The sequence below is a fragment of the Microbacterium sp. genome (assembly GCF_041641055.1).
Classification (GTDB): Bacteria; Actinomycetota; Actinomycetes; order Actinomycetales; family Microbacteriaceae; genus Microbacterium.
Window position 1 is genome coordinate 1 of record NZ_JBEPZB010000015.1, and the last position, 19,773, is coordinate 19,773.

Below are 19,773 nucleotides of genomic sequence, written 5' to 3' on the forward strand. Positions count from 1 at the left end.
AAGGTGCGCCTGGCCGTCAAGGCCGGCAACGAGGGTCGTCTCTTCGGTTCGGTCAAGACCGATCACATCGCGGATGCTGTCGCAGCCGCGGGTCTCGGCTCGATCGACAAGCGCAAGGTGCACATCACGTCGGCGATCAAGTCGACCGGTGAGCACGAGGCCACGGTTCGTCTGCACGACGACGTGACCGCAGTCATCACGCTGCAGGTCGTCGCCGCCAAGTAAGGCGCGACGCTCTCGAACGCCCCCTGTCCTCCGGGACAGGGGGCGTTCTGCGTATCGGGATGCGCTGAAGGGCACGACGGATGCCCCGCGCTGGGGACACGGGGCATCCGTGAACTGTGCGGCACCGCAGATGACGACGGAGGACTGGGGATTCTCCGACCGTCCGGGATCCGCACACCGACGGTGCCGCATCTCCTCCCCCGAGGATGACGACACCGCCGGGGTATGGCTACGCCGTCAGGTGACGACGACGCAGCATCCCTGCTCCGAGGAGCAGGAGGAGGGCTGCGACCGCGGCGAGTCCGAGCGAGGACGAACCGCCGGTGGCGGCCAATCCCTGCGCGGATCCGGCCGCCATCACGGAGACGCCACCGGTGACGGTCACGGCCGCGCCGCCGTCGGTCCTGGGATCCGTGGCGGGGTCAGTTCCGGGGTCGGTGCCGGGGTCAGTTCCCGGGTCGGTGCCGGGATCAGTTCCCGGGTCCGTACCGGGGTCGGTACCGGGGTCGGTGCCGGGATCCGTCACGGTGCTCTCGCCACCCACGGCGATCGCGTTGCCGTCGATCGTGATCGGGAGCGTGATCGGGGCGGTGACCTGGGTGCCGCCGAGGATGCCGTCGTCTCCGGTGGTGGTGCTGCCGGTGGTGTTGCCGGTGCCGGTTCCGCCGGTGGCGGGGGTGGTGCCGGTTCCGCCGGTGACGGCGCTGTCTCCGAGGACGGAGATGGCGTTGCCGGTGGCGGTCACGGGTGCGGTGACGGGGGCGGTGACCTGGGTGCCGCCGAGGATGCCGTCGTCTCCGGTGGTGGTGTTGCCGGTGCCGGTGCCGGTTCCGCCGGTGGCGGGGGTGGTTTCCGCTGCCGATCCATTCGTCGACGAGCTCTCGCCGAGGAGCGAGATCGCGTTGCCCGAGACGGTCACAGGAGCCGTGACCGGCGCGACGGCCTGGGTGCCGCCGCCGATGCTGTCAGAACCCGACGTCGTCGGGGCCGTCGAACCGGTCGCGGAGCCGCTCGAGGATGCCGGTGCTGCGGCATCCTCTGTCTGGGCGTCGCTCTCACCGAGGACGGCGAGAGAGTTGCCCGACACGGTGATCGGGACGTCGACCTGCAGCAGGGCCTGGGTGCCCGACAGCAGTCCGTCGACGCCGTTCGTCGTGATCGACGGGGCCGCCGGGGCCGTGGCCTGGGGAGCCTCGGCGGGAGCTGCCGGTGCGGTCTCGCCCGACGACTCGCCGAGGACGCTGATCGCGTTGCCGTCCACCGTGACGGGCAGGGTCACATCCACCACGGCCTGGGTGCCGGAGGCGGTACCTGAGTCGCCGCTCGTGCTGGGAGCGGGGGCCGGCGCGGGAGCAGGAGCGGGTGCAGGTGCGGGTGCGGGTGCGGGTGCGGGTGCAGGTGCAGGTGACGGCTGCGCCGTCGACGTTCCGAGCACCGAGATCGCGTTGTCGACGATCGTGACGGGGACCGAGATCGGGGCTATGGCCTGGGTGCCCGAGAGCAGCCCGTCCTCGCCCGATGTGTCGGCCGCGCTGGCGGCGGTTGCGCCGAGCAGGGTGACCCCGCCGGCGAGCAGCGTGCCCCAGAGGGCCCGCTTGATGAAAGTACGCATGATGACCTTCTCCTGACTGGAATTGGGTGTGTCCGGATGGGTGCACGCGAAGAGAATGTGCGCGCGCAGCACGTCATCTGTCGTTCACGGAGAACGACCGGACTACCCGTCAGTCAGGAGAGACGTCGGTGTCGGCGACCAGCGACGTCGGGAGGACGTCGTCGGGTGCGCCAGGAGCGCGTTCCACAGCACGGAACGCAGGAATGCCCACGTCGCTGAGGCGCGCGTGGGAGAGAGCGGATGCCCCGCCGGATGCGGCGGAAGAGGAGGGGACGGCGGGTGCGCCGACCGGAGGAGCAGCGGGCGCACGCTCCTCGTCGGTTGCGGGCGCACTGGTCGCCGGCGCAGCGAGGGGTGCTGCCGCAGCGGAGTCGGATGCCGTGTCAGCGGGGTGGAAGAGCGCCGGTACGGCGGACGCACTCGTGACCGACTCGTTCGCAGCGGACCAGGCGGTCGACGGACGCGCCGAATCGGGCGTCGGCAGCGGAGATGCGCTGCCCGGCACGGAGGGGTCGAGCGCCCCGAGAACCGGCGGCACGGTCTCATCCACGATGCCGCCGACGATGTCGGTGGAGGCGTCGACGACTCCGGTCAGATCATCGAGAAGTGCGGTGACGCCCAGTTCGTCGATCACGTGGCCGACGACGGGCAGTGCGGAGACCGCATCCCGCACCGGCGCCACGACCTGCGACGCCGGAGCATCCTGCAGAAGGTCTGTGACGGGCTCGACGACGGCCTGGGCGGTGTCCGTCACCGCGGTGACGACCGGAGCCGCCACCGGCCCCACGACGGGAGCCTTCGTGACGGTCTCGGAGACGTGCTCGACGACCGGCGGGGCGGCCTGTTGCACGGGAGCGACCACCTGGGTCACGACGGGAGCCACCACCTGGGTGACGACCGGCTTCACGACCTGCGTCACCACCGGCTTGGTCACGGCCGTGACGGTGTCGCCGACGGATGACACGGTCTGGCTGACGACGGAGGTCACACCGCCGAGCAGGGAAGGGTCAGTCTCTTCGTCGGCATGGGCGGAGGAGCCTCCGGTCAGAACGGTGATCGCCGCCCACGCGAGCGCGCCCACGCCACCCCAGAGGGCGACGGCAGGTAGGCCGCGCCGGGTTGCCTGAGCGTTCACGTCGACTTCCCTCCCCCGAGAGACGTTCGTTCGTTCCGACGCACATCGCGTCGATTGGGGGTGACGATACTCCCGGTATATCGCGTTGTCTAGGGGGATCTGCTCGAAAACGATGACATCTCGCGCACTGTTTCCCAGGGTTGCGGACTGCGACGCGCCCGCCGAAATCTCGGCTTGACTTTCCCCAGGTTCTACACATCCCGTACCGGATTCCATGAACCTTCAATGGGGGGTTGAAGCACATTCTCATCCACAGGGTGGGGAAACAGAAAAGGCCAGTTCGCAGGCTAAAAGAAAGTTGCAGCGCGCGGTACTCCACCGGGTTATCCACACCCGTTCTGCACAGACACTCCGGACTTGTTCGCACGCTCTCCACAGTGTTATCCACAGGCTGTGTTGCGACCGAAAACCCGCGCTCGTAGCGTGGGCGAGCGACCCGATGTCGGAAGTGCCTGGTTTGCTGTGCAGACGGTCCTTCTCGAACGGACATCACAGTGCGCGGCCGGCCCCACCGGCTCCGCAGACCGGGAGAACGTCGCAGCGAAGGGAGCAGTGTGTCGATCGCCGACATCTCAGAGGAGCGCCTCGGAGGCAAGCGTCCGCCGGAGCGGACGCCTCCTCACGACACCCTCGCCGAGCAGAGCGCGCTGGGCGGAATGCTGCTCTCCAAGGATGCCGTCGCAGATGTGATCGAGACGCTGAAGGGTGCCGACTTCTACATCCCCAAGCACGAGCTGATCTTCGAGGCGATCCTGTCGCTGTACTCGCACGGTGAGCCGACCGACGTCGTCGCCGTCACTGACGAGCTCATCAAGACCGGCGAGCTGAGCCGCGCCGGCGGTGCGGACTACCTGCACACGCTCACCTCGATCGTGCCGACCGCCGCGAACGCGGGCTACTACGCGGGCATCGTGTCGGAGCGGGCGATCCTCCGTCGTCTCGTCGACGCGGGCACCCGCATCGTGCAGCTCGGCTACGACGGACAGGGCGATGCGACAGACATCGTCAACAACGCGCAGGCGGAGATCTACTCCGTCACCGGCACCGAGACGGCGGAGGACTACGTTCCTCTGACCACTGCCGTCGACGCCGCGATCGAGGAGATCGAGGCGGCGAACGGCCGCGACGGCTCGATGACCGGCATCCCGACCGGCTTCAAGGAGCTCGACGAGCTCACCAACGGCCTCCACGGCGGGCAGATGATCGTCGTCGCCGCGCGACCCGCCATGGGTAAGTCCACGCTCGCGCTCGACTTCGCCCGCGCGGCATCCATCGGCCACGACTTCCCGTCGATCTTCTTCTCGCTCGAGATGGGCAAGAGCGAGATCGCGATGCGTCTGCTCAGCGCCGAGGGAGCGATCCCGCTGCAGAACATGCGCAAGGGAACCCTCGACCCGCGCGACTGGACGACCGTCGCGTCGACCCGAGGGCGCATCAACGACGCGCCGCTCTACATCGACGACAGCCCGAACATGACCCTGGTCGAGATCCGCGCGAAGTGCCGCCGTCTCAAGCAGCGGGCGGGGCTGCGCATGGTCATCATCGACTACCTCCAGCTCATGACCTCGGGCAAGCGCGTCGAGTCGCGTCAGCAGGAGGTCTCGGAGTTCTCGCGAAGCCTCAAGCTGATCGCGAAGGAGCTGCAGGTCCCGGTCATCGCGCTGTCGCAACTGAACCGTGGTCCCGAGCAGCGTCAGGACAAGAAGCCGGCCATCAGCGACCTGCGTGAGTCGGGATCGATCGAGCAGGACGCCGACATGGTGATCCTGCTGCACCGCGACTCGGTCTACGACAAGGACGTCCGCCCCGGCGAGGCCGACCTGATCGTGGCCAAGCACCGTAACGGTCCCACTGCGACGATCACCGTCGCGTTCCAGGGCCACTACTCGCGCTTCAAGGACATGGCGCCGGGCGGCGACTTCAACTGAGTCGGCCGGTCCGCGCCGACGTCGGCGGGAGCGATCGAACTCGCGATGGATCACATGGAATCGGTGGTGCCTAGATACGTCGGCGAACGGACGCCCTCACACGTGCATCACCTCCCGTACGGCGTCTACCCGGTCGAGGTCCTTGGACCCTGCGACGGGGCAGCTTTTCGGCGCCGCAACCCCGACAAGATGCCATTATGCGTGAATGCGCGCGGAATCTTGGCCTCGTTCACGGTAACCTGAGACATCAGGGGGATCTGTGATCAACAACGTGACGATCGAACGTATCGAAGCGCTCTGCGCTCGCTATCGGGATCTGGCGGTGCGGCATCCTGGGGCGCTCGTGCAGATCGCACGGGGTGAGACAGCGGAGTCCGTTCATCAATCGAACGCGATCGAGAACTCCACCCTCACGCTCGAGGACACTGAGAAGATCCTCTCCGGTGGCTTGCCCTCCGCGGCGCACGACCTTCGGGAGGTCTTCGAGGCGAGCAATCTCGCCCGCGTCACAGAGGACCTCCTGAACCCCACTGCCGAGGACGCAGACGGCACGCTGACCGTCGATCGCATCCTCCGCTGGCACGCTTCTCTCCTGAGCGGCATTCGCGATGACGTCGCGGGACGGTTCCGGCAGGGAGACGAATGGGTGCGGGTCGGCAGCCATCTCGGTGCGAATCCCCTGTTCGTGAGAGAGCTCATGGACCGGGCGCTCGATCGGTACGTGACCGGCCCGCCGGTGAATGCCATCGAGAGGATCGCCTGGTTCCACTGCGAGTTCGAGGTGATCCATCCGTTCGTCGACGGCAACGGGCGTATCGGTCGTGTCCTGATGAACCACCAACTACTCGGACAGGGGCTGCCACCCGTCATCGTCCGTGCGCGGAACAGGCGAGCCGAGTACTACCCGGCGCTCGACGCGTACTCTCGGGCGAATCGCCACGACGAGATGACGAGGTTGCTCGCGCTGCTGGTGCTGGAAGCGCTGCACAAGCGGATTTCCCTCCTCACCAGTCCAGAGGTCATCCGGCTCTCGGACTGGGCGCGGAATGTCGGGATGCGCGGCAACGTCGCGGCGAACCGCGCCAAACGACAGACGCTTCCCGCGTTCAGGGTGAGGGACAGCTGGATGATCGCTGCGGACCATCGCGGCTGACATCGACCGAGCCACGGCCGCGAACGCAGATCCTTTCGGCGGTCGCTCGGCCCTGAGGCCAGGGAGGACGGGACGCCCCCACCACGGGGGAGGCGGCAGAAAGGGCGCCCCATCCGATGCCGTCATATGGGCGGCACCCCAGCTGTCGCGTTACAGCGCGACAGAGCTGTGACGCAAGCGTGACATCGGCGGGCGCACCGCGCAAGACCTTTGTTCATCGGTATACCGGATGCGGGGGCCACGCCCGGCTCACTGCAGTGCGATGTCTCCCGTGCTCCGGAGCGCGATCCACTCGGTCGGTCGCGTCGTGCGTCGGGCGAGCACGTCGGCGCCGGCCAGCATCCCGACGTCGACGCCGGTCATCCGAGCGATCTCGGCGATCGGCACCTGGAACGTGCGGAAGGCCCCGAGCGGCGGAGCGGCGAGCATCCCCTCGCTCGTCTCGACCAACTCGGACTGATCCAGCACGAACCCGGCGGCGGCCAGACCCTCCTGGCCCTCCCATGCGGCGATCTTCCAGAAGTGGAGCGGGATGCGGATGCCTCGGTACGGCGGGTCGTCATCGCCGAGCACCGGCGCGGTGAACACCGACACCCGCTGCCCGGTGGCTTCGGCGTACTCCAGCACGTGGTCCTCGAGGCCGAGCCAGAGCTCCTTCGACTGGTTGAAGCCGGCCGCCTGCGGGGCGGCGTTCGGGTAGAAGAACGTCGCCTCCGTCGCGGCCCTCGCCTCCTCGACGTCGCCCCACCCGGGATCCCGACGCCGCACCAGGTGTCCGCGGTCGAGGTCGTTGCGGGTGTAGACCTCGGGACCGGCCTGCTCATCGGCGCCGATCCTCGGATCCAGCTGCCACTCGCCGGTGCGCGGGAGCTCGCGCACGGTCGCACCGTCGATGTTGACGCCGGTCACGGCCGCGAGGGCACGGACCGGATCGAGCAGCACCGAGAAACGCGGGTACGCCAGCTCGCGCACTGCGCGGGGCGGACGGGGGAGCGGCAGTCGCGTCGGCAGGAAGTCCGGATCGTAGCCGCTCGGAGTGAGCTGCTCGTTCTCCCTCGTATCCTCCACGCGACCGCCGCGCCCCTCGGTCCGCCTCGATCGAGGTCGCCAGGCGAAGCTCACGGCGTCGGCATGCCGCCGTTGACGTTGAGGGTCTCCCCGGCGACATAACTGGACTCCGGCGAGGCCAGGAAGACATACGCCGGCGCGAGCTCTGCGGGCTGACCCATGCGGCCGAGAGGGGTGTCCTCGCCGAACTGATCGATCTTCTCCTGCGGCTGGCCGTCGCTCGGCTGCAGCGGCGTCCAGATCGGACCGGGTGCGACGGCGTTCACGCGGATTCCCTTCGGCGCGAGCTGCTGAGCCAGGCCCTTGGTGAACGCGTTGATGGTGGCCTTGGTCGAGGCGTAGTCGACGAGGATGTCCGACGGCGAGTATGCCTGGATCGACGTCGTGTTGATGATCGTGGAGCCGGCGGGCAGGTGCGGCAGCGCGGCCTTGGTGATCCAGAACATCGCATAGACGTTGGTCTTGAACGTGTCGTCGAACTGCTCGTCGGTGATGTCGGTCAGCGACTCCTGGTAGATCTGCTTACCGCCGTTGTTGACGAGGATGTCCAGGCCGCCGAGCGCGCCGACCGCTTCGGAGACGAGCGTGCGGCAGTACTCCGGATCCCGCAGGTCGCCGGGGATCTGCGCGACCTTGGCGCCGGCATCGCGCAAGATGCCGGCGATGCGCGCCGCATCCTCCTCCTCTTCCGGGAGGTACGAGAGGGCGACGTCCGCACCCTCGCGGGCGAAGGCGATCGCGGTGGCCGCGCCGATACCGGAGTCGCCGCCCGTGATCAGGGCCTTGCGACCGGTCAGCCGACCGGTGCCGCGGTAGCTGTCCTCGCCGAGGTCGGCCTTCGGGGCGAGATCGGCGTCGAGTCCCGGCTCCGGCATGTGCTGCTTCTCGGGCTCGATGTCGGCGTAGAGCTCGGCCGGGTTGGTGAACGTGTACTGGTCGCGAGACATGGGGGATGTCCTCTCCTCGAACTCGAATGGGGTGACAGGTCTCATGCTCCGTGCGAACCCCGGAAAGGGACAAACGCCTTGCGCCGTCGGGGATGCGCCGCTATACGCATGGGCATCGGGGGTGCCGACCGGCGGATGCGCGGAGTAGCGTCGCCGCATGGGCCGACTCATCTACAGCATGATCACGTCACTCGACGGATACGTCAGCGGACCGGACGGAGGATTCGACTGGGCGCTCGACGAGGAGCTGCACGACTTCATCAACCGGCAGTTCGCCGACGTCCGCACCTATCTGTACGGCCGTCGCATGTACGAGACGATGGTCTATTGGGAGACGGCTCACCTCGAGCCCGACCAGCCCCAGGTCGGGATCGATTACGCCCGCGTGTGGCAGGCGGCCGACAAGGTGGTCTTCTCACGGACGCTGCCCGAGGTGATGAGCGCCCGCACGCGACTCGAGCGGAGCTTCGACCCGGAGACCGTCCGGAGGTGGAAGGCCGAGTCCGAGGGGGATCTGACCGTCGACGGTCCGACGCTGGCGGCCGAGGCGATCCGCGCGGGCCTCGTGGACGAGTTCGGGCTGTTCATCGGGCCGGGGATCGTCGGGGGCGGAAAGCCGTTCTTCCCCGACGGGGTGCAGGTCGGCCTGGAGCTGGTGGAGGACCGGCGGTTCACCGGTGGCGTCATGTTCCTCCGCTACGCGACCCGGTCGTGACGCGCGGCCTGGTGCTGTCCCGCGCCGTCAGGGACGGACGCGGACGGTCCGGCCTTCGAAGGTGACCAGATCGCCGTCGTGCAGCTGGCGCCCACGACGGCGATCGATCTCGCCGTTGACCTTCACGAACCCGTCGATCACGACCTCCTTGGCGTCGCCGCCCGAGTCGAGCAGTCCCGAGAACTTCAGGAACTGCCCGAGGCGGATCATCTCGCCGCCGATGGAGACATCGTCGATCGGACCGGAATTCGTCATACCTGAATGCTAATCGCAGACGTCTGCGCGTCAGTCGTCGATGTCGGTGCCGACGACGGCGTAGTCGGCGCTGAAGTCGATGTCGATCGAGCGACGGTCGCTCGTCAGCACGGAGGCGTCGTACGGGCTCACCTCGTCGTTGTCGGCGTCGAGGTCGGTGATCATGCCGTCGGCCTCGGCCAGGGCCGCGTCGACGAGTGCGCGGATGGCGGCTTCGTCGAGCGTGTGAGTGGGGGCGGAGTCGTCGTCGTCCTGCTCGGAGGAGATCACCGTGGCGGCGAGATCGTCGTCCACCCGCACCTCGGTCTCGCTGCCGTCGGCCGTGGTCAGCTGGACCTCCCAGGTGCCGTCGCGCTTCGCGTCGATCGAGGTGACGTCGCCCTCGGCGGCGCCGCGTGCGGCATCCGCGATCGCGACGAGCTCGTCGGCCGAGTCCGAGCCGATGCCGGTGACGGGGCCGCCACCCTCGGGCGCGCCCTGCTGGTCGTCGTCGCCGTCCTTGTCGTCGTCACCGGGCTGTCCACCGTTGTCACCGCCACGGGGTCCGTCGGAGACCGAGGGACGATCGTCGTCATCGCCGATGTCGTCGCCGATCGCCGCGCCCAGGGCCACGCCGCCGCCGGCGAGCACCACGGCCGCCGCGATGCCGCCGCCGATGAGGAGGGCGCGCTTGCGTCCACGCTTCGCGGGAGCTTCCGGAGCCGGAGCTGCGGCGGGTGCCTGCTCGGCGGCCGTCGGCTCGACCGGCACGGTGGGTGCGTCGGCGGGAGAACCGGGAGCCGGGGGAGCGGGAGGCGTGGGGAAGTTCTCGGGCGTCTGGTCGGGGGTCTGGTTCTTGTCGTTCATGTCTCGATGCTCTCGCGAGGGTGCTGAAGCCACCCTGAAGCCTCCTGAAGCGTTCTTCAGGAAGTCAGGGCGCGAGAGGCAGAGTCACCACGAACCGGGCGCCGCCCCAGCGGGAGACGTCGACCGACACCGTGCCACCGCTCGCGGCGGCGATGCCCTGCACGATGGCGAGACCGAGGCCGCTGCCCCCGGCATCCCTGCTGCGCGCCTCGTCGAGTCGCACGAAGCGCTCGAAGATCCGGTCCCGCTCGTCGTCTGGCACTCCGGCACCGTCGTCCTCGACGGTGAGGAACACCCACTCGTCGTCGGGGATGACGCTGATCGCCACGCGCCCGGCGGCGTGCCGGACGGCATTGTCGGCGAGGTTGCGCGCCAATTGCCCCAGGAGTCGCGGATCGCCCTCGACCCTGGCGGCGCGGATGCCGGAACCGTCGACCTCGACACCCCGAGCACGCAGTCGGCGTACCTCGCCCAGCGCGAGATCGTCGAGATCGACCGGCTCGTCGTGGGCGCCGCCGCCCTCGTCGAGACGGGCGAGCAGCAGCAGGGATTCGACGATGCCCTGCAGCCGCAGCCCCTCCTCGGACACGACCTCGGCCAGCTCGCCGATGCTCGTCGTCGCCGGATGCGCCTGCGCGAGCTCCGCGTGCTGGCGGATCGTCGCCAGCGGCGATCGCAGCTCGTGCGATGCGTCTGACACGAACCGGCGCTGCGCCGTGGCCGACGAGTCCAATCGATCGAGCATCCGATTCATCGTGCTCGCCAGCGCCGCGATCTCGTCCGCCGAGGCGGGCACCTCCACGCGTCGGTGCAGGCGCTCGGCCGAGATACCGTCGACTTCCTGGCGGATGCGCGTGACCGGTCGCAGCGCGCGGCCGACGACGAGCCAGGTCGTGATGGCGACGAGCAGCAGCAGCAGAGGCACCGCGACGGCGAGGAGCACCGCCACGGTCGACAGCGTCTCGGCATCGTCATCGACCGGAACCGCGAGGACGAGCGTCTCGTCGTTCTCCAGGTCGTCGGAGATGACCAGATGCGCATGGCCGTCGATCGACAGGGTGCGCGGGTGGTCCGCCACGGGCAGCGACGCCGATCCGAGGTCATCGCGGGCATCCTCGCTGGCCGCCCGGACGGTTCCATCTCGACCGATGATCTGCACGATCTCGTCTTCGAGGGAGTCGATGCCGCGCCCGTCGGGCCCGTCGAGACGCCCGGCGAGCTCGTCGAGGCGCTGTTCGGCGGCGCGCTCGGTGCTGTCGTGGATGCTGGAGCTCAGGATGCCGTAGAACGAGAACGCTCCGATGAGCAGCGCGATCGCGACCACGAGGGTCGCGCCGAGCGTGGTCCTCGCACGCACCGACCGCCACGGGCGACTAGCCACCGTCGGCCGCCAATCGGTAGCCGGCGCCGCGGATCGTCTCGATCGCCTCGCGTCCGAACGGCTTGTCGAGCTTGCGCCGCAGGTGCCCCACGTAGACCTCGACGATGTTCGGATCGCCGTCGAAGTCGTCATCCCACACGCCGTCGATCAGAGCGCGCTTGGAGAGCACCTGTCCGCGGTGCCGCATCAGATGCTCGAGCACGGCGAACTCGCGGGCCGTCAGTGTGACCGGCGTCTCACCGCGCCAGACCTTGTGCGATGCGGGGTCCAGCCGCAGGTCACCCGCCTCCAGGATCGAGGGTCGCGCGACAGCGCCCCGCCGCACGAGGGCGCGGATGCGGGCGACGAGGATCGCGAACGAGAACGGCTTCGTCACGTAGTCGTCGGCCCCGGTCTCGAGTGCCTCGACCTGATCCCATTCGCCGTCCTTGGCGGTCAGCATGAGCACCGGCGTCCAGTTCTCCTCGGCGCGCAGCGCCTCGCACACCTTCCATCCGCTCATCCCTGGCATCATCAGGTCGAGGACGATCGCGTCGTACCGCGTCTCTCGCGCGCGCCAGAGCCCGTCGACGCCATTGTGCGCGACGTCGACGGCGAAGCCCTCGGCCTCGAGTCCTCGGCGTACGGCGTCGGCCAGGCGCACCTCGTCGTCAACCACCAGGATCCGCATTCCTCCAGTGTGGCGGGCGCACGCTGAATCCGCGCTGAAGCGGGGTGTCCCTGCCCGCAGTCTGCGAAGGAGATCTCTCGTTACGAAGGAGCGGATGGAGTGAGGAGTCCTTGCGAGCGAGAGATCTCCTTCGCACGACGTGAGTCGCACGACGTGAGCTCCACCGCGACCGTTGGCACGACCCCCTGCCTGTGGTTGCATGGGCACATGACCGGAATCCGGGGGGATGGGTCGAGAGGTGCGCGTCTGCTTCTCGTCCTCGCCATGACCACAGTGCTCGCGGGCTGCAGCCTGGCGAGCCCCGCACCGCTCGGAGCGCCGCCCGCCGCGACCCCGACGCCCACTCCCACTGCGGCGTGTCCCGAGATCGAGGGGGTCGACCTGCCACCGGACTGCGCGCCGTACGATCCCGACAAGGCGATGGCCGAGAACGACCGGTACCGCGATCGGATGGATCTGCCGGACGAGAGCCGGGATGCCGCCGAAGACGCGGCCGTATCGGTGCGAACCGCCCTCGAGACCATGCTCACCGCGGGCGACGTCTCGGTGGAAGCGGTCGAGGATGCGATCGCCGGCACGGGCCTCGCCGGTATCCAGACCCAGGGCGATGCGCGGTCCGTCGCGTTCGGCGTCGCCGCACCGGAGGGCGGATGCGTCTTCGGCGTGGTGTCGGCCGAGCAGCTGACCGTCGAGGTCGGCGGCTACATCATGGACGGCGGATGCCTGCCCGCAGAGGGGCACTGACCCGCGCGACCCGATCAGGCGTCGGTGCGAAACCCCGCGGCCTTGTGGGTCCCGTCGCAGAACGGCTTGATGGTCGAGAGCCCGCACCGGCAGAGCGCCACCGTGCGCCGCTTCACCTCGATCGGCTCACCGTCCGACGATTCGAGCACGGCGGCACCCCGCACCAGCAGCGGCCCGTCGGGGTAGGCGGTGATGGTGACAGGCTCCTCGGCCCCGCTCATCGGTCGTCTCTCGGTCGGAGCGATGATTCGCCGCGCATCCACGAGTCGAGCATGTGGCCCGCCGCCCATCCGTCGACGGTGAGGCACGCCGATGCTCCGAACATGATGTCCGCGAGCAGTTCGGGGTGGTCCTCGGCCAGGCCCCCGGCGAGGTCCCTGGCCGCGATCTGCTCGTGCACGGCATCCGCTTCGACGTGCTCGTCGAAGTAGTCGGTGACGTCCTCCCTGAAGCCGAGTCGTCGCAGGCCGTCGCCGTAGAGCCGGTTGGGGATCGACGAGGTCATCTCGAACGCGGCGAGGTGACCGACGATCGCGCCGACGAGGCGTCGATTGAGACCGAACATCGACATCGTGTTGAGCGAGGCCAACGTGATGGCGGGCACGTCGTCGACGTAGGCACCGTACGTGTCGTCGAGCCCGGCGCCGCGCATCGCCCGAGCGAAGATCGTCGCGTGCACGCGGTCGGGCCGGCCTCCGCCGTACTCGTCGGACTGGATCTCGACGAGCGCCGCCTTCGCCCGCCCATGCAGGCGCGGGATGGCCCAGGAGTGCGGATCCGCTTCACGCAGCGTGTAGATCGAGCGCTGCATGAAGAACTCCTGCATCTGCTCGGCGGTCGCCTTCTTCGCGACGTAGCGCGACAGGCTCGGGCCGGTGTCGGCCTCGGCGAGGGCGAACAGGGCGCGGCCCACCGCGTCGACCGTCGGCTCGGGAAGAGCGGGCTGCGGCACGGTCGCCCGCAGCGCACGCTCGAACGCGTGCTCGAGCAGACCTCGGGTCGTGATGAGGGCCGCATCCCATTCCAGCGCGGGGTCGAGACCGGGAAGCGAGCCGTACGACGAGGCGTAGAGCACGAAGAGCGCGAGCTGGATGTCGTCGTCGCGCACGATGTCGTCGGTCGTCGCGAGCGCGGTCTCGGCCTGAGCGCCGAGGTCGTCGGCGTCGCCGCCGGTCAGTCGCCGCAGGATCGCATCGCTGAGCGGGCCGCGGGCGGTGACGCCGTGGAGGGTGGGCGGTGTGAGCGATGGCGCGGACATGGACGTGCTCCCAAGGGTCGGATGCTGGAAGTCTCGTCGCGGATCCCTCGTCCGAGAAGGGACTTGACGCCGGTGCATCGAGTGCGGAAGGGCGGATGCCGCGGCATCCGCCCTTCCGTTCTGCCACATCCCGGCGTCAGGGGTGCACGGGGTAGTGGCTGCTGATCGCGATGCGGTTCCAGCTGTTGATGACCACCGCGAGCCAAGTGACCGCCGCGATCTGCTTCTCGGTCAGCACGCCGTCGATGTCGACGCCGCGATCCGCGAGGCGACCGTGGTCGCCGATCATCGTCACGCGCTCGGCGATCTGCAGCGCCGCCTGCTCCTCGGGCGAGAAGTACTGCGATTCCCACCAGCCGGCGAGCACGGCCAGCCGGTCGGCCGTCTCTCCGGCCTTGACCGCATCCGCGCTGTGCATCCGCAGGCAGAAGGCGCAGCCGTTGAGCTGAGACGCCCGCACCTTGACCAGCTCGACGAGCAGCGGCGAGAGGCCGGCATCCGTCCCCGCCTCTGCGGCTCGTCCGGCGAACTCCAGCATCGCCTGGTACGGGGCTGCGTAGATCTTGCCGATGTTCACGTGCGACACGTCTTCTCCTTCACTGGTGGGCGCCGGTCGCGCCTCACCAGTACTGACGACGCAGCCCCCGGATCTGTGACGTCGCCGCGCCGCCTAGGCTGGAACCATGAACAAGAACTCGCTCTGGACCATCGTCGGCGTCGTCCTCGCCGTGGTGATCGCCTGGTGGATCGTCAGTGCGCTGTTCTCGATCCTGTGGTTCATCGCGAAGCTCGCGATCGTGCTCGTCGTCGCGGCCGTGGTGTTCCTCGTGCTGCGCGGGATGTTCAGCTCGAAGGCCGACTGACGCTCGCCCCGGTACTCGCTCAGCCGACGGACACCTTCGCCCCGATGCGGTAGCGCGCCGCGCGGTGGGTGTCCTGCACCCGGTCGCCCTTGCCCTGCAGCTTGTGGCGCAGGGTGCCCGGCGTGTACTCCTCGGGGTAGACGCCGCGCTCGCGCAGCACCGGGATCACGTGCTCGATCACGTCCTGCCAGGTGCCGGGCGTGACCGCATAGGCGAGGTTGAAGCCGTCGATGTCGGTCTCCTCCACCCACGACTGCAGCTCGTCGGCGATCTCCACACCCGAGCCGACGACTGTCGGGCCCAGGCCGCCGATCGCGTTGTGACGGCCGAAGTCGCCGACGGTCCACTCGCGTCCGAGGTCCGCCTCCTCCTTCAGGTGCTGGAGCACCGACTGGATGGCGTTCGACTCGACGTTGCCGACCGGCTCCTCCTCGGCGTACTGCGACAGGTCGACGCCCATCCACCCCGACATGAAGGTCAGCGCGCCCTCGGGGCTCGCGTAGGAGAGGTACTCGGCGTGCTTCGCCGCGGCATCCTCGCTCGTGGCCCCCGTGATCACGGTGAGCAGGGTGTAGATCTTGGCGTCGTAGCGGTCGCGGCCGGCATCCTCGAGGGCGTCCCGGATGCGCTTCACGGTGCCGGCGAGCACCTCCTTCGAGGGAGCGGCGACGAAGATCGCCTCGGCGTTCTCCGACGCGAAGCGCACGCCGCGGGGGCTGGCTCCCGCCTGGTAGATGACCGGGGTGCGCTGCGGCGACGGCTCGGAGATGTGGATGCCGGGGACGCTGAAGTGCGTGCCCTCATGGCCGATCGGATGCACCTTCGACGGGTCCGTGAAGATGCCGCGTTCGCGGTCCTCCACCACGGCGTCGTCCTCCCATGACCCCTCCCACAGCTTGTAGAGGACCTCGACGTACTCGTCGGCGTGGTCGTAGCGGTCGTCGTGCGCGAGCTGATCGGTCTGACCCATGTTGCGGGCGGCGCTGGGCAGGTACCCGGTCACGACGTTCCACCCGATGCGGCCCTGGGTCAGGTGGTCGAGGGTGCTCAGGCGTCGCGCGAACGGATACGGATGCTCGAAGGCCGTCCCGGCGGTGATGCCGAAGCCGAGGTGCTCGGTCACGGCGGCCATCGCGCTGACCAGCAGGATCGGATCGTTCACCGGCACCTGCGCGCCGTTGCGGATGGCGGCCTCATTGGTGCCGCCGTAGACGTCGTACGTGCCGAGCACGTCGGCGATGAAGATCCCGTCGAATGTCGCGCTCTCGAGCAGCTTCGCGAGATCGGTCCAGTACGAGATGGTGTTGTACTGGCGTGACCGATCGTCGGGATGCCGCCAGAGCCCGGACGACTGGTGAGCGACGCAGTTCATGTCGAAGGCGTTGAAGCGGATCTGTCGGGTCATGGCGTCTAGCAAACCGCCCGATCGACGGGACGACCACCGTGGCGACACGCGCCGACACATTCCGGGATGCTCGGGCGCCCGGCGCGTCAGTCCCGGTCGTCGACCGTCTTCGTCGTGGAGGTGATCGGCCGGGGGTCCGGCATGATCGTGTCGACCTGCGGTTTGGCGTTCGCCTGCGCGCGGCACCACACGACGAAGCCCACCGCGGTGAAGACGCCGTAGAACACGTACATCAGGCCCGTCGCGTAGAAGCCCGAGCTGAACAGCAGCGGCACGCCGACCACGTCGACGGCGATCCAGATGAGCCAGAACTCCGTCCAGCCCTTGGCCATGCTGTAGGTGGCGAGCAGCGATCCGACGAACGTCCAGGCGTCGGCCCATACGGGCTCCCACGAGCCGAGCGCACGGAACAGCGGAGTCAGCGCGATCGTGCCGATCACCATCACCAGCACGAGGCCGATGCGGGCGCTGTTCGGCGCCCATCGCGGGGTCACACGCCCGCCGTCGGCTGCGGCCTGGCGCCAGCGCACCCACCCGTAGATCGCGACGATGATGAACATCACCTGGCGGCCCGCCTGGCCGAGCAGGTGCGGGAGCTCGTGATCCGGATTGAGGATCGATCCGAGGAACACCGTGAGCAGCAGCAGGTTGCCGACGATGCCGACCGGCCACGCCCAGATCTTCCGCTGCATACCGCCGAGGGCGCTGGCGAGGCCGAACGCATTGCCCACCACCTCGCGGATCAGCAGCACCTGACCGCCGGGGAGCACCCACTGCGAGTTGAAGGCGTCGGCCAGCCAGAGCAGCGGGTTCATCGGATGTCGTCCGGGAACGGGCGCTCGTCGAGCACGAGCTGCAGGAAGGTGAGGTCGAGCCAGCGGTCGAACTTGGCGCCGACCTGCGGCATCCGTCCGACCTGCAGGAAGTCGAGGCGCTTGTGCATGATGATCGAGCCCGTGTTGCTGCTCTCGACCGCGGCGACCATGACGTGCTTGCCGAGGGTGCGCGCGCGGTGGATGAGCTCGATCATGAGTGCCTTGCCGATGCCGCGACCGCGCTCGCCGTCGCGCACGTAGACGGAGTGCTCGACCGTGTGGCGATAGCCGCTGTGCGGGCGCCAGTCGCCGAACGTCGCGTAGCCGAGCACGCCGGATCCATCGACGGCGACGATCACCGGGTACCCCCGGGCGGTGCGGTCGGCGAACCAGGCGGTGCGGTCGGCGAGGTCGACGGCATCCTCGTTCCAGATCGACGTGGTGTGCAGCACGGCGTCGTTGTAGATGGCCGTGATCGCCTCGAGGTCGGCGGTCTCGGCATCCCGGATCTGGGGCTCGCTCATCGGATCTCCTGCGTCTGCGCTCGGGTGCGCACTGGACGACGCTAGCAGGATGCGGCGTCGAGTCCCGCAGTCTTGCGGCGGGCCGCGCCCGACCGGCCAGGGGAGGGGCGAACGGTCAGGAGTGGGGCTGGCCCTCCGTCGTCTGCCACTGCGTGAGTTTGGCGGGATTCAGCACGATCCACACGCGGCTGACGACGCCGGCCTCGACCCGCAGGTTCATCACCGAGACGACGGCGCCGTGCTCGCGGAAGACGAATCCGAGACCGTCCGCGAAACGCTGCTCGTGCATCGTCATCTCGGGTCGTTTGGCCGCGATGCCGAACAGGAACCTCGCGACGTTGTCCTGGCCGCTCACCACGTTCAACGCCGCCCTGACCACTCCGCCGCCGTCGCTGCGCAGCTGGACATCCGGAGCGAGGGAGCGCATCAACGCCGCGATGTCGCCCGTGCGAGCAGCATCCTGGAACGCGCGCACCACGCGGTCGTGCTCGGCGCGGGGCACGGCGGTCGCCCTGTTCTCGCGCACGTGGCGCCGAGCGGATGCCGCCAGCTGCCGCACCGCCGCCGACGAGCGCCCCACGGCCTCAGCGATCTCGTCGAACGGCACGGCGAAGACGTCGTGCAGCACGAAGGCCACGCGCTCGGCGGGCGTCATCGCCTCCAGCACGACCAGGAGCGCGGTCGAGACGTCGTCGTCGAGCGTGACACGGTCGAGCGGGTCGCCGGGGCCGGACGCCGACGACACAGCGAACGCACCCGACGTAGACGACGCAGACGGCACCGCCGATCCGAGCGCACCCGCGAACGTGCCGTCGGGCACCGGCTCCGGCAGCCACTGCCCGACGTACTGCTCGCGGCGACGCCGGGCCGAACCCAGCAGATCGAGGGCGACGCGACCGGCGACCGTGGTGAGCCATCCCGCCGGGTTCACGATCGCCGCGCGCTCCGCATCGTCGAGGCGATACCAGCGCAGGTAGGTCTCCTGCACCACGTCCTCGGCATCGGCCAGCGTGCCCGTCATCCGATATCCGAGGGCCAGCAGCCGTCGTCGCTCTCGGAAGACGTCGTCGAGGTCGTCGTCCATGGGGTCCTCCGATGGTGGGGAGCGGATGCCTTCGCAGGATATGACGAAGCGGGCGTCCCGGATGTGAGGACCTCACATCCGCCACCGCCATCTCGTCATCTCTGAGACGGTGGACGCAGGCAGAGAGGGAGTCGGATGAGGATCGCAGTCGCAGGAGGCACAGGAACGGTCGGCAGGTACGTCGTCGATGCGGCCGAGACGGCCGGCCACGAGGCGCGGGTGCTCTCCCGGGCCCGAGGCGTCGACGTGCTCACCGGCGTGGGTCTCGAGCAGGCGCTCGAGGGAGTGGAGGCCGTGATCGACGTCACGAACACGACGACCCTTTCGGCGGCGAAGGCGACCCGATTCTTCGAGTCGGCCACCGCGATGCTTCTCGCCGCCGAGCGGCGGGCCGGTGTCGGTCATCACGTGACGCTCTCGATCGTCGGCATCGACACGATCCATGCCTCGTACTACGCGGGCAAGCTGGCGCAGGAGCGGGCAGTGGCCGCGGGCACGGTGCCGTTCACGATCGCGCGCGCGGGGCAGTTCCACGAGTTCGCCGGGCAGCTGCTGACCGGCATGGCAGGCCCCGTGGCGCTCGTTCCGAAGATGCTCACCCGGCCCGTCGCCGCGCGGGAGGTCGGTGCGCACCTCGTCCGGGTCGCCGAGCGCGGTGCCGTCGGACGAGCTCGAGACCTCGTGGGTCCCCGTGATGAGGTGCTCGTCGATCTGGCCCGTCGTCAGCTCGCCTTCGAGGGCAGTCGCCGACGCGTACTCGGGCTCAGACTGCCCGGCGCCTATGGGCGCGGGCTCGCCTCGGGATCGCTGCGAGGAGGACCTGATGCCCTGCACGGCGAGGTCGCGTTCGACGAATGGCTGCGCAGCGCCGATCACCGCTGACAGAACCCCGTCGGAGCGCAGCACCCCGGGAAAGCAGAAGATCTTCTTGTATACGCGCAGACCCGGGGTGTACTCTGCCGAAAACGTGATTCCGCCCCGGACCCTGTCGGACACGTCCTCACACGGACGGATGCGACGATGCTCGAAGACGAGCGGCGAGAAACCGCAGCGACGGTCCCGGCGAAGCCGAGGATGACCGGCCGGATCCGTGTGCATTCCGACGAGCGCGGCCGTCCCGGCCCGTCGTCATCGACGTCCCGGTC

22 protein-coding genes are annotated in these 19,773 nt (G+C 69.0%); 7 read left to right on the plus strand and 15 right to left on the minus strand.

Translation table 11 applies throughout. The features are described from left to right. Positions 1-225 (plus strand): 50S ribosomal protein L9 (rplI, locus tag ACESK8_RS10800; RefSeq protein ID WP_372968593.1); only part of this gene is annotated, 225 nt, incomplete at its 5' end. A 229-nt stretch (positions 226-454) separates the two neighbouring features. On the opposite strand, the gene ACESK8_RS10805 is transcribed toward rplI, so the two are convergent. Next, positions 455-1,837, minus strand: coding sequence for a chaplin family protein (locus tag ACESK8_RS10805; protein ID WP_372968594.1), 1,383 nt, complete (start codon positions 1,835-1,837; stop codon positions 455-457). Positions 1,838-1,946: 109 nt separating this feature from the next. Further along, complete coding sequence (locus ACESK8_RS10810) at positions 1,947-2,972, minus strand: hypothetical protein (protein WP_372968595.1); 1,026 nt, start codon at positions 2,970-2,972, stop codon at positions 1,947-1,949. A gap of 554 nt (positions 2,973-3,526) precedes the next feature. Between ACESK8_RS10810 and dnaB the strand changes: the two genes are divergently transcribed. Together dnaB and ACESK8_RS10820 are read left to right on the plus strand one after the other, a co-directional pair. Further along, positions 3,527-4,900: a replicative DNA helicase gene (gene dnaB, locus ACESK8_RS10815; RefSeq protein ID WP_060928705.1), complete on the plus strand. Its 1,374-nt coding sequence runs from the start codon at positions 3,527-3,529 to the stop codon at positions 4,898-4,900. A gap of 271 nt (positions 4,901-5,171) precedes the next feature. Further along, positions 5,172-6,053, plus strand: a complete 882-nt coding sequence (locus ACESK8_RS10820; RefSeq protein WP_372968596.1) for a Fic family protein — start codon at positions 5,172-5,174, stop codon at positions 6,051-6,053. A gap of 249 nt (positions 6,054-6,302) precedes the next feature. Here the strand turns inward: ACESK8_RS10820 and ACESK8_RS10825 are convergent, their stop codons facing one another. Then, on the minus strand, positions 6,303-7,121 hold the full coding sequence (locus tag ACESK8_RS10825; RefSeq protein WP_372968597.1) for a DNA/RNA non-specific endonuclease: 819 nt from the start codon (positions 7,119-7,121) through the stop codon (positions 6,303-6,305). Positions 7,122-7,171: 50 nt separating this feature from the next. Beyond that, a complete protein-coding gene (locus ACESK8_RS10830) occupies positions 7,172-8,068 on the minus strand; it encodes an SDR family oxidoreductase (protein ID WP_372968598.1) in 897 nt (298 codons plus the stop codon). Between the two features lie 157 nt (positions 8,069-8,225). On the opposite strand from ACESK8_RS10830, the gene ACESK8_RS10835 reads away from it, so the two are divergent. Continuing rightward, positions 8,226-8,783 carry a dihydrofolate reductase family protein gene (locus tag ACESK8_RS10835; RefSeq protein ID WP_372968599.1) on the plus strand — a complete coding sequence of 186 codons (558 nt, stop codon included), beginning with the start codon at positions 8,226-8,228 and terminating at the stop codon, positions 8,781-8,783. Between the two features lie 27 nt (positions 8,784-8,810). Here ACESK8_RS10835 and ACESK8_RS10840 read toward each other — a convergent pair whose 3' ends face one another. The 4 genes from ACESK8_RS10840 to ACESK8_RS10855 form a co-directional block, all read right to left on the minus strand. After that, positions 8,811-9,038, minus strand: coding sequence for an RNA-binding S4 domain-containing protein (locus ACESK8_RS10840; protein WP_060928700.1), 228 nt, complete (start codon positions 9,036-9,038; stop codon positions 8,811-8,813). 30 nt (positions 9,039-9,068) lie between these two features. Continuing rightward, positions 9,069-9,884, minus strand: a complete 816-nt coding sequence (locus ACESK8_RS10845; protein ID WP_372968600.1) for a hypothetical protein — start codon at positions 9,882-9,884, stop codon at positions 9,069-9,071. 64 nt (positions 9,885-9,948) lie between these two features. Beyond that, positions 9,949-11,265 carry a sensor histidine kinase gene (locus ACESK8_RS10850; protein WP_372968601.1) on the minus strand — a complete coding sequence of 439 codons (1,317 nt, stop codon included), beginning with the start codon at positions 11,263-11,265 and terminating at the stop codon, positions 9,949-9,951. Then, positions 11,258-11,935, minus strand: coding sequence for a response regulator transcription factor (locus ACESK8_RS10855; RefSeq protein WP_372968602.1), 678 nt, complete (start codon positions 11,933-11,935; stop codon positions 11,258-11,260). The genes ACESK8_RS10850 and ACESK8_RS10855 overlap by 8 nt, the downstream gene beginning before the upstream one ends. Positions 11,936-12,199: 264 nt before the next feature. On the opposite strand from ACESK8_RS10855, the gene ACESK8_RS10860 reads away from it, so the two are divergent. Then, positions 12,200-12,679: a hypothetical protein gene (locus ACESK8_RS10860; RefSeq protein ID WP_372968603.1), complete on the plus strand. Its 480-nt coding sequence runs from the start codon at positions 12,200-12,202 to the stop codon at positions 12,677-12,679. A 14-nt stretch (positions 12,680-12,693) separates the two neighbouring features. On the opposite strand, the gene ACESK8_RS10865 is transcribed toward ACESK8_RS10860, so the two are convergent. From ACESK8_RS10865 to ACESK8_RS10875, 3 genes are all read right to left on the minus strand, one after another. Continuing rightward, positions 12,694-12,900 carry a CDGSH iron-sulfur domain-containing protein gene (locus ACESK8_RS10865; protein ID WP_372968604.1) on the minus strand — a complete coding sequence of 69 codons (207 nt, stop codon included), beginning with the start codon at positions 12,898-12,900 and terminating at the stop codon, positions 12,694-12,696. Next, positions 12,897-13,937, minus strand: a complete 1,041-nt coding sequence (locus ACESK8_RS10870; protein ID WP_372968605.1) for an iron-containing redox enzyme family protein — start codon at positions 13,935-13,937, stop codon at positions 12,897-12,899. Before ACESK8_RS10870 ends, ACESK8_RS10865 begins: the two co-directional genes overlap by 4 nt. Before the next feature lie 136 nt (positions 13,938-14,073). Continuing rightward, positions 14,074-14,523 carry a carboxymuconolactone decarboxylase family protein gene (locus tag ACESK8_RS10875; protein ID WP_372968606.1) on the minus strand — a complete coding sequence of 150 codons (450 nt, stop codon included), beginning with the start codon at positions 14,521-14,523 and terminating at the stop codon, positions 14,074-14,076. Between the two features lie 97 nt (positions 14,524-14,620). Here ACESK8_RS10875 and ACESK8_RS10880 point away from each other — a divergent pair, with 97 nt between their 5' ends. Next, positions 14,621-14,800, plus strand: coding sequence for a hypothetical protein (locus ACESK8_RS10880; protein ID WP_372968607.1), 180 nt, complete (start codon positions 14,621-14,623; stop codon positions 14,798-14,800). A gap of 19 nt (positions 14,801-14,819) precedes the next feature. On the opposite strand, the gene ACESK8_RS10885 is transcribed toward ACESK8_RS10880, so the two are convergent. The 4 genes from ACESK8_RS10885 to sigJ all read right to left on the minus strand — a co-directional run bounded on the left by ACESK8_RS10885 (position 14,820) and on the right by sigJ (position 18,628). Beyond that, positions 14,820-16,205 (minus strand): LLM class flavin-dependent oxidoreductase, encoded by a 1,386-nt coding sequence (locus ACESK8_RS10885; protein ID WP_372968608.1) that lies wholly within the window; start codon positions 16,203-16,205, stop codon positions 14,820-14,822. Between the two features lie 86 nt (positions 16,206-16,291). Beyond that, positions 16,292-17,020, minus strand: a complete 729-nt coding sequence (gene pnuC, locus ACESK8_RS10890; protein WP_372968609.1) for a nicotinamide riboside transporter PnuC — start codon at positions 17,018-17,020, stop codon at positions 16,292-16,294. After that, positions 17,017-17,544 carry an N-acetyltransferase family protein gene (locus ACESK8_RS10895; protein WP_372968610.1) on the minus strand — a complete coding sequence of 176 codons (528 nt, stop codon included), beginning with the start codon at positions 17,542-17,544 and terminating at the stop codon, positions 17,017-17,019. The genes pnuC and ACESK8_RS10895 overlap by 4 nt, the downstream gene beginning before the upstream one ends. A gap of 115 nt (positions 17,545-17,659) precedes the next feature. Then, a complete protein-coding gene (gene sigJ, locus ACESK8_RS10900) occupies positions 17,660-18,628 on the minus strand; it encodes an RNA polymerase sigma factor SigJ (protein WP_372968611.1) in 969 nt (322 codons plus the stop codon). A 135-nt stretch (positions 18,629-18,763) separates the two neighbouring features. Between sigJ and ACESK8_RS10905 the strand changes: the two genes are divergently transcribed. Further along, positions 18,764-19,510 (plus strand): SDR family oxidoreductase, encoded by a 747-nt coding sequence (locus ACESK8_RS10905; RefSeq protein WP_372968612.1) that lies wholly within the window; start codon positions 18,764-18,766, stop codon positions 19,508-19,510. Positions 19,511-19,773 lie beyond the last annotated feature (263 nt).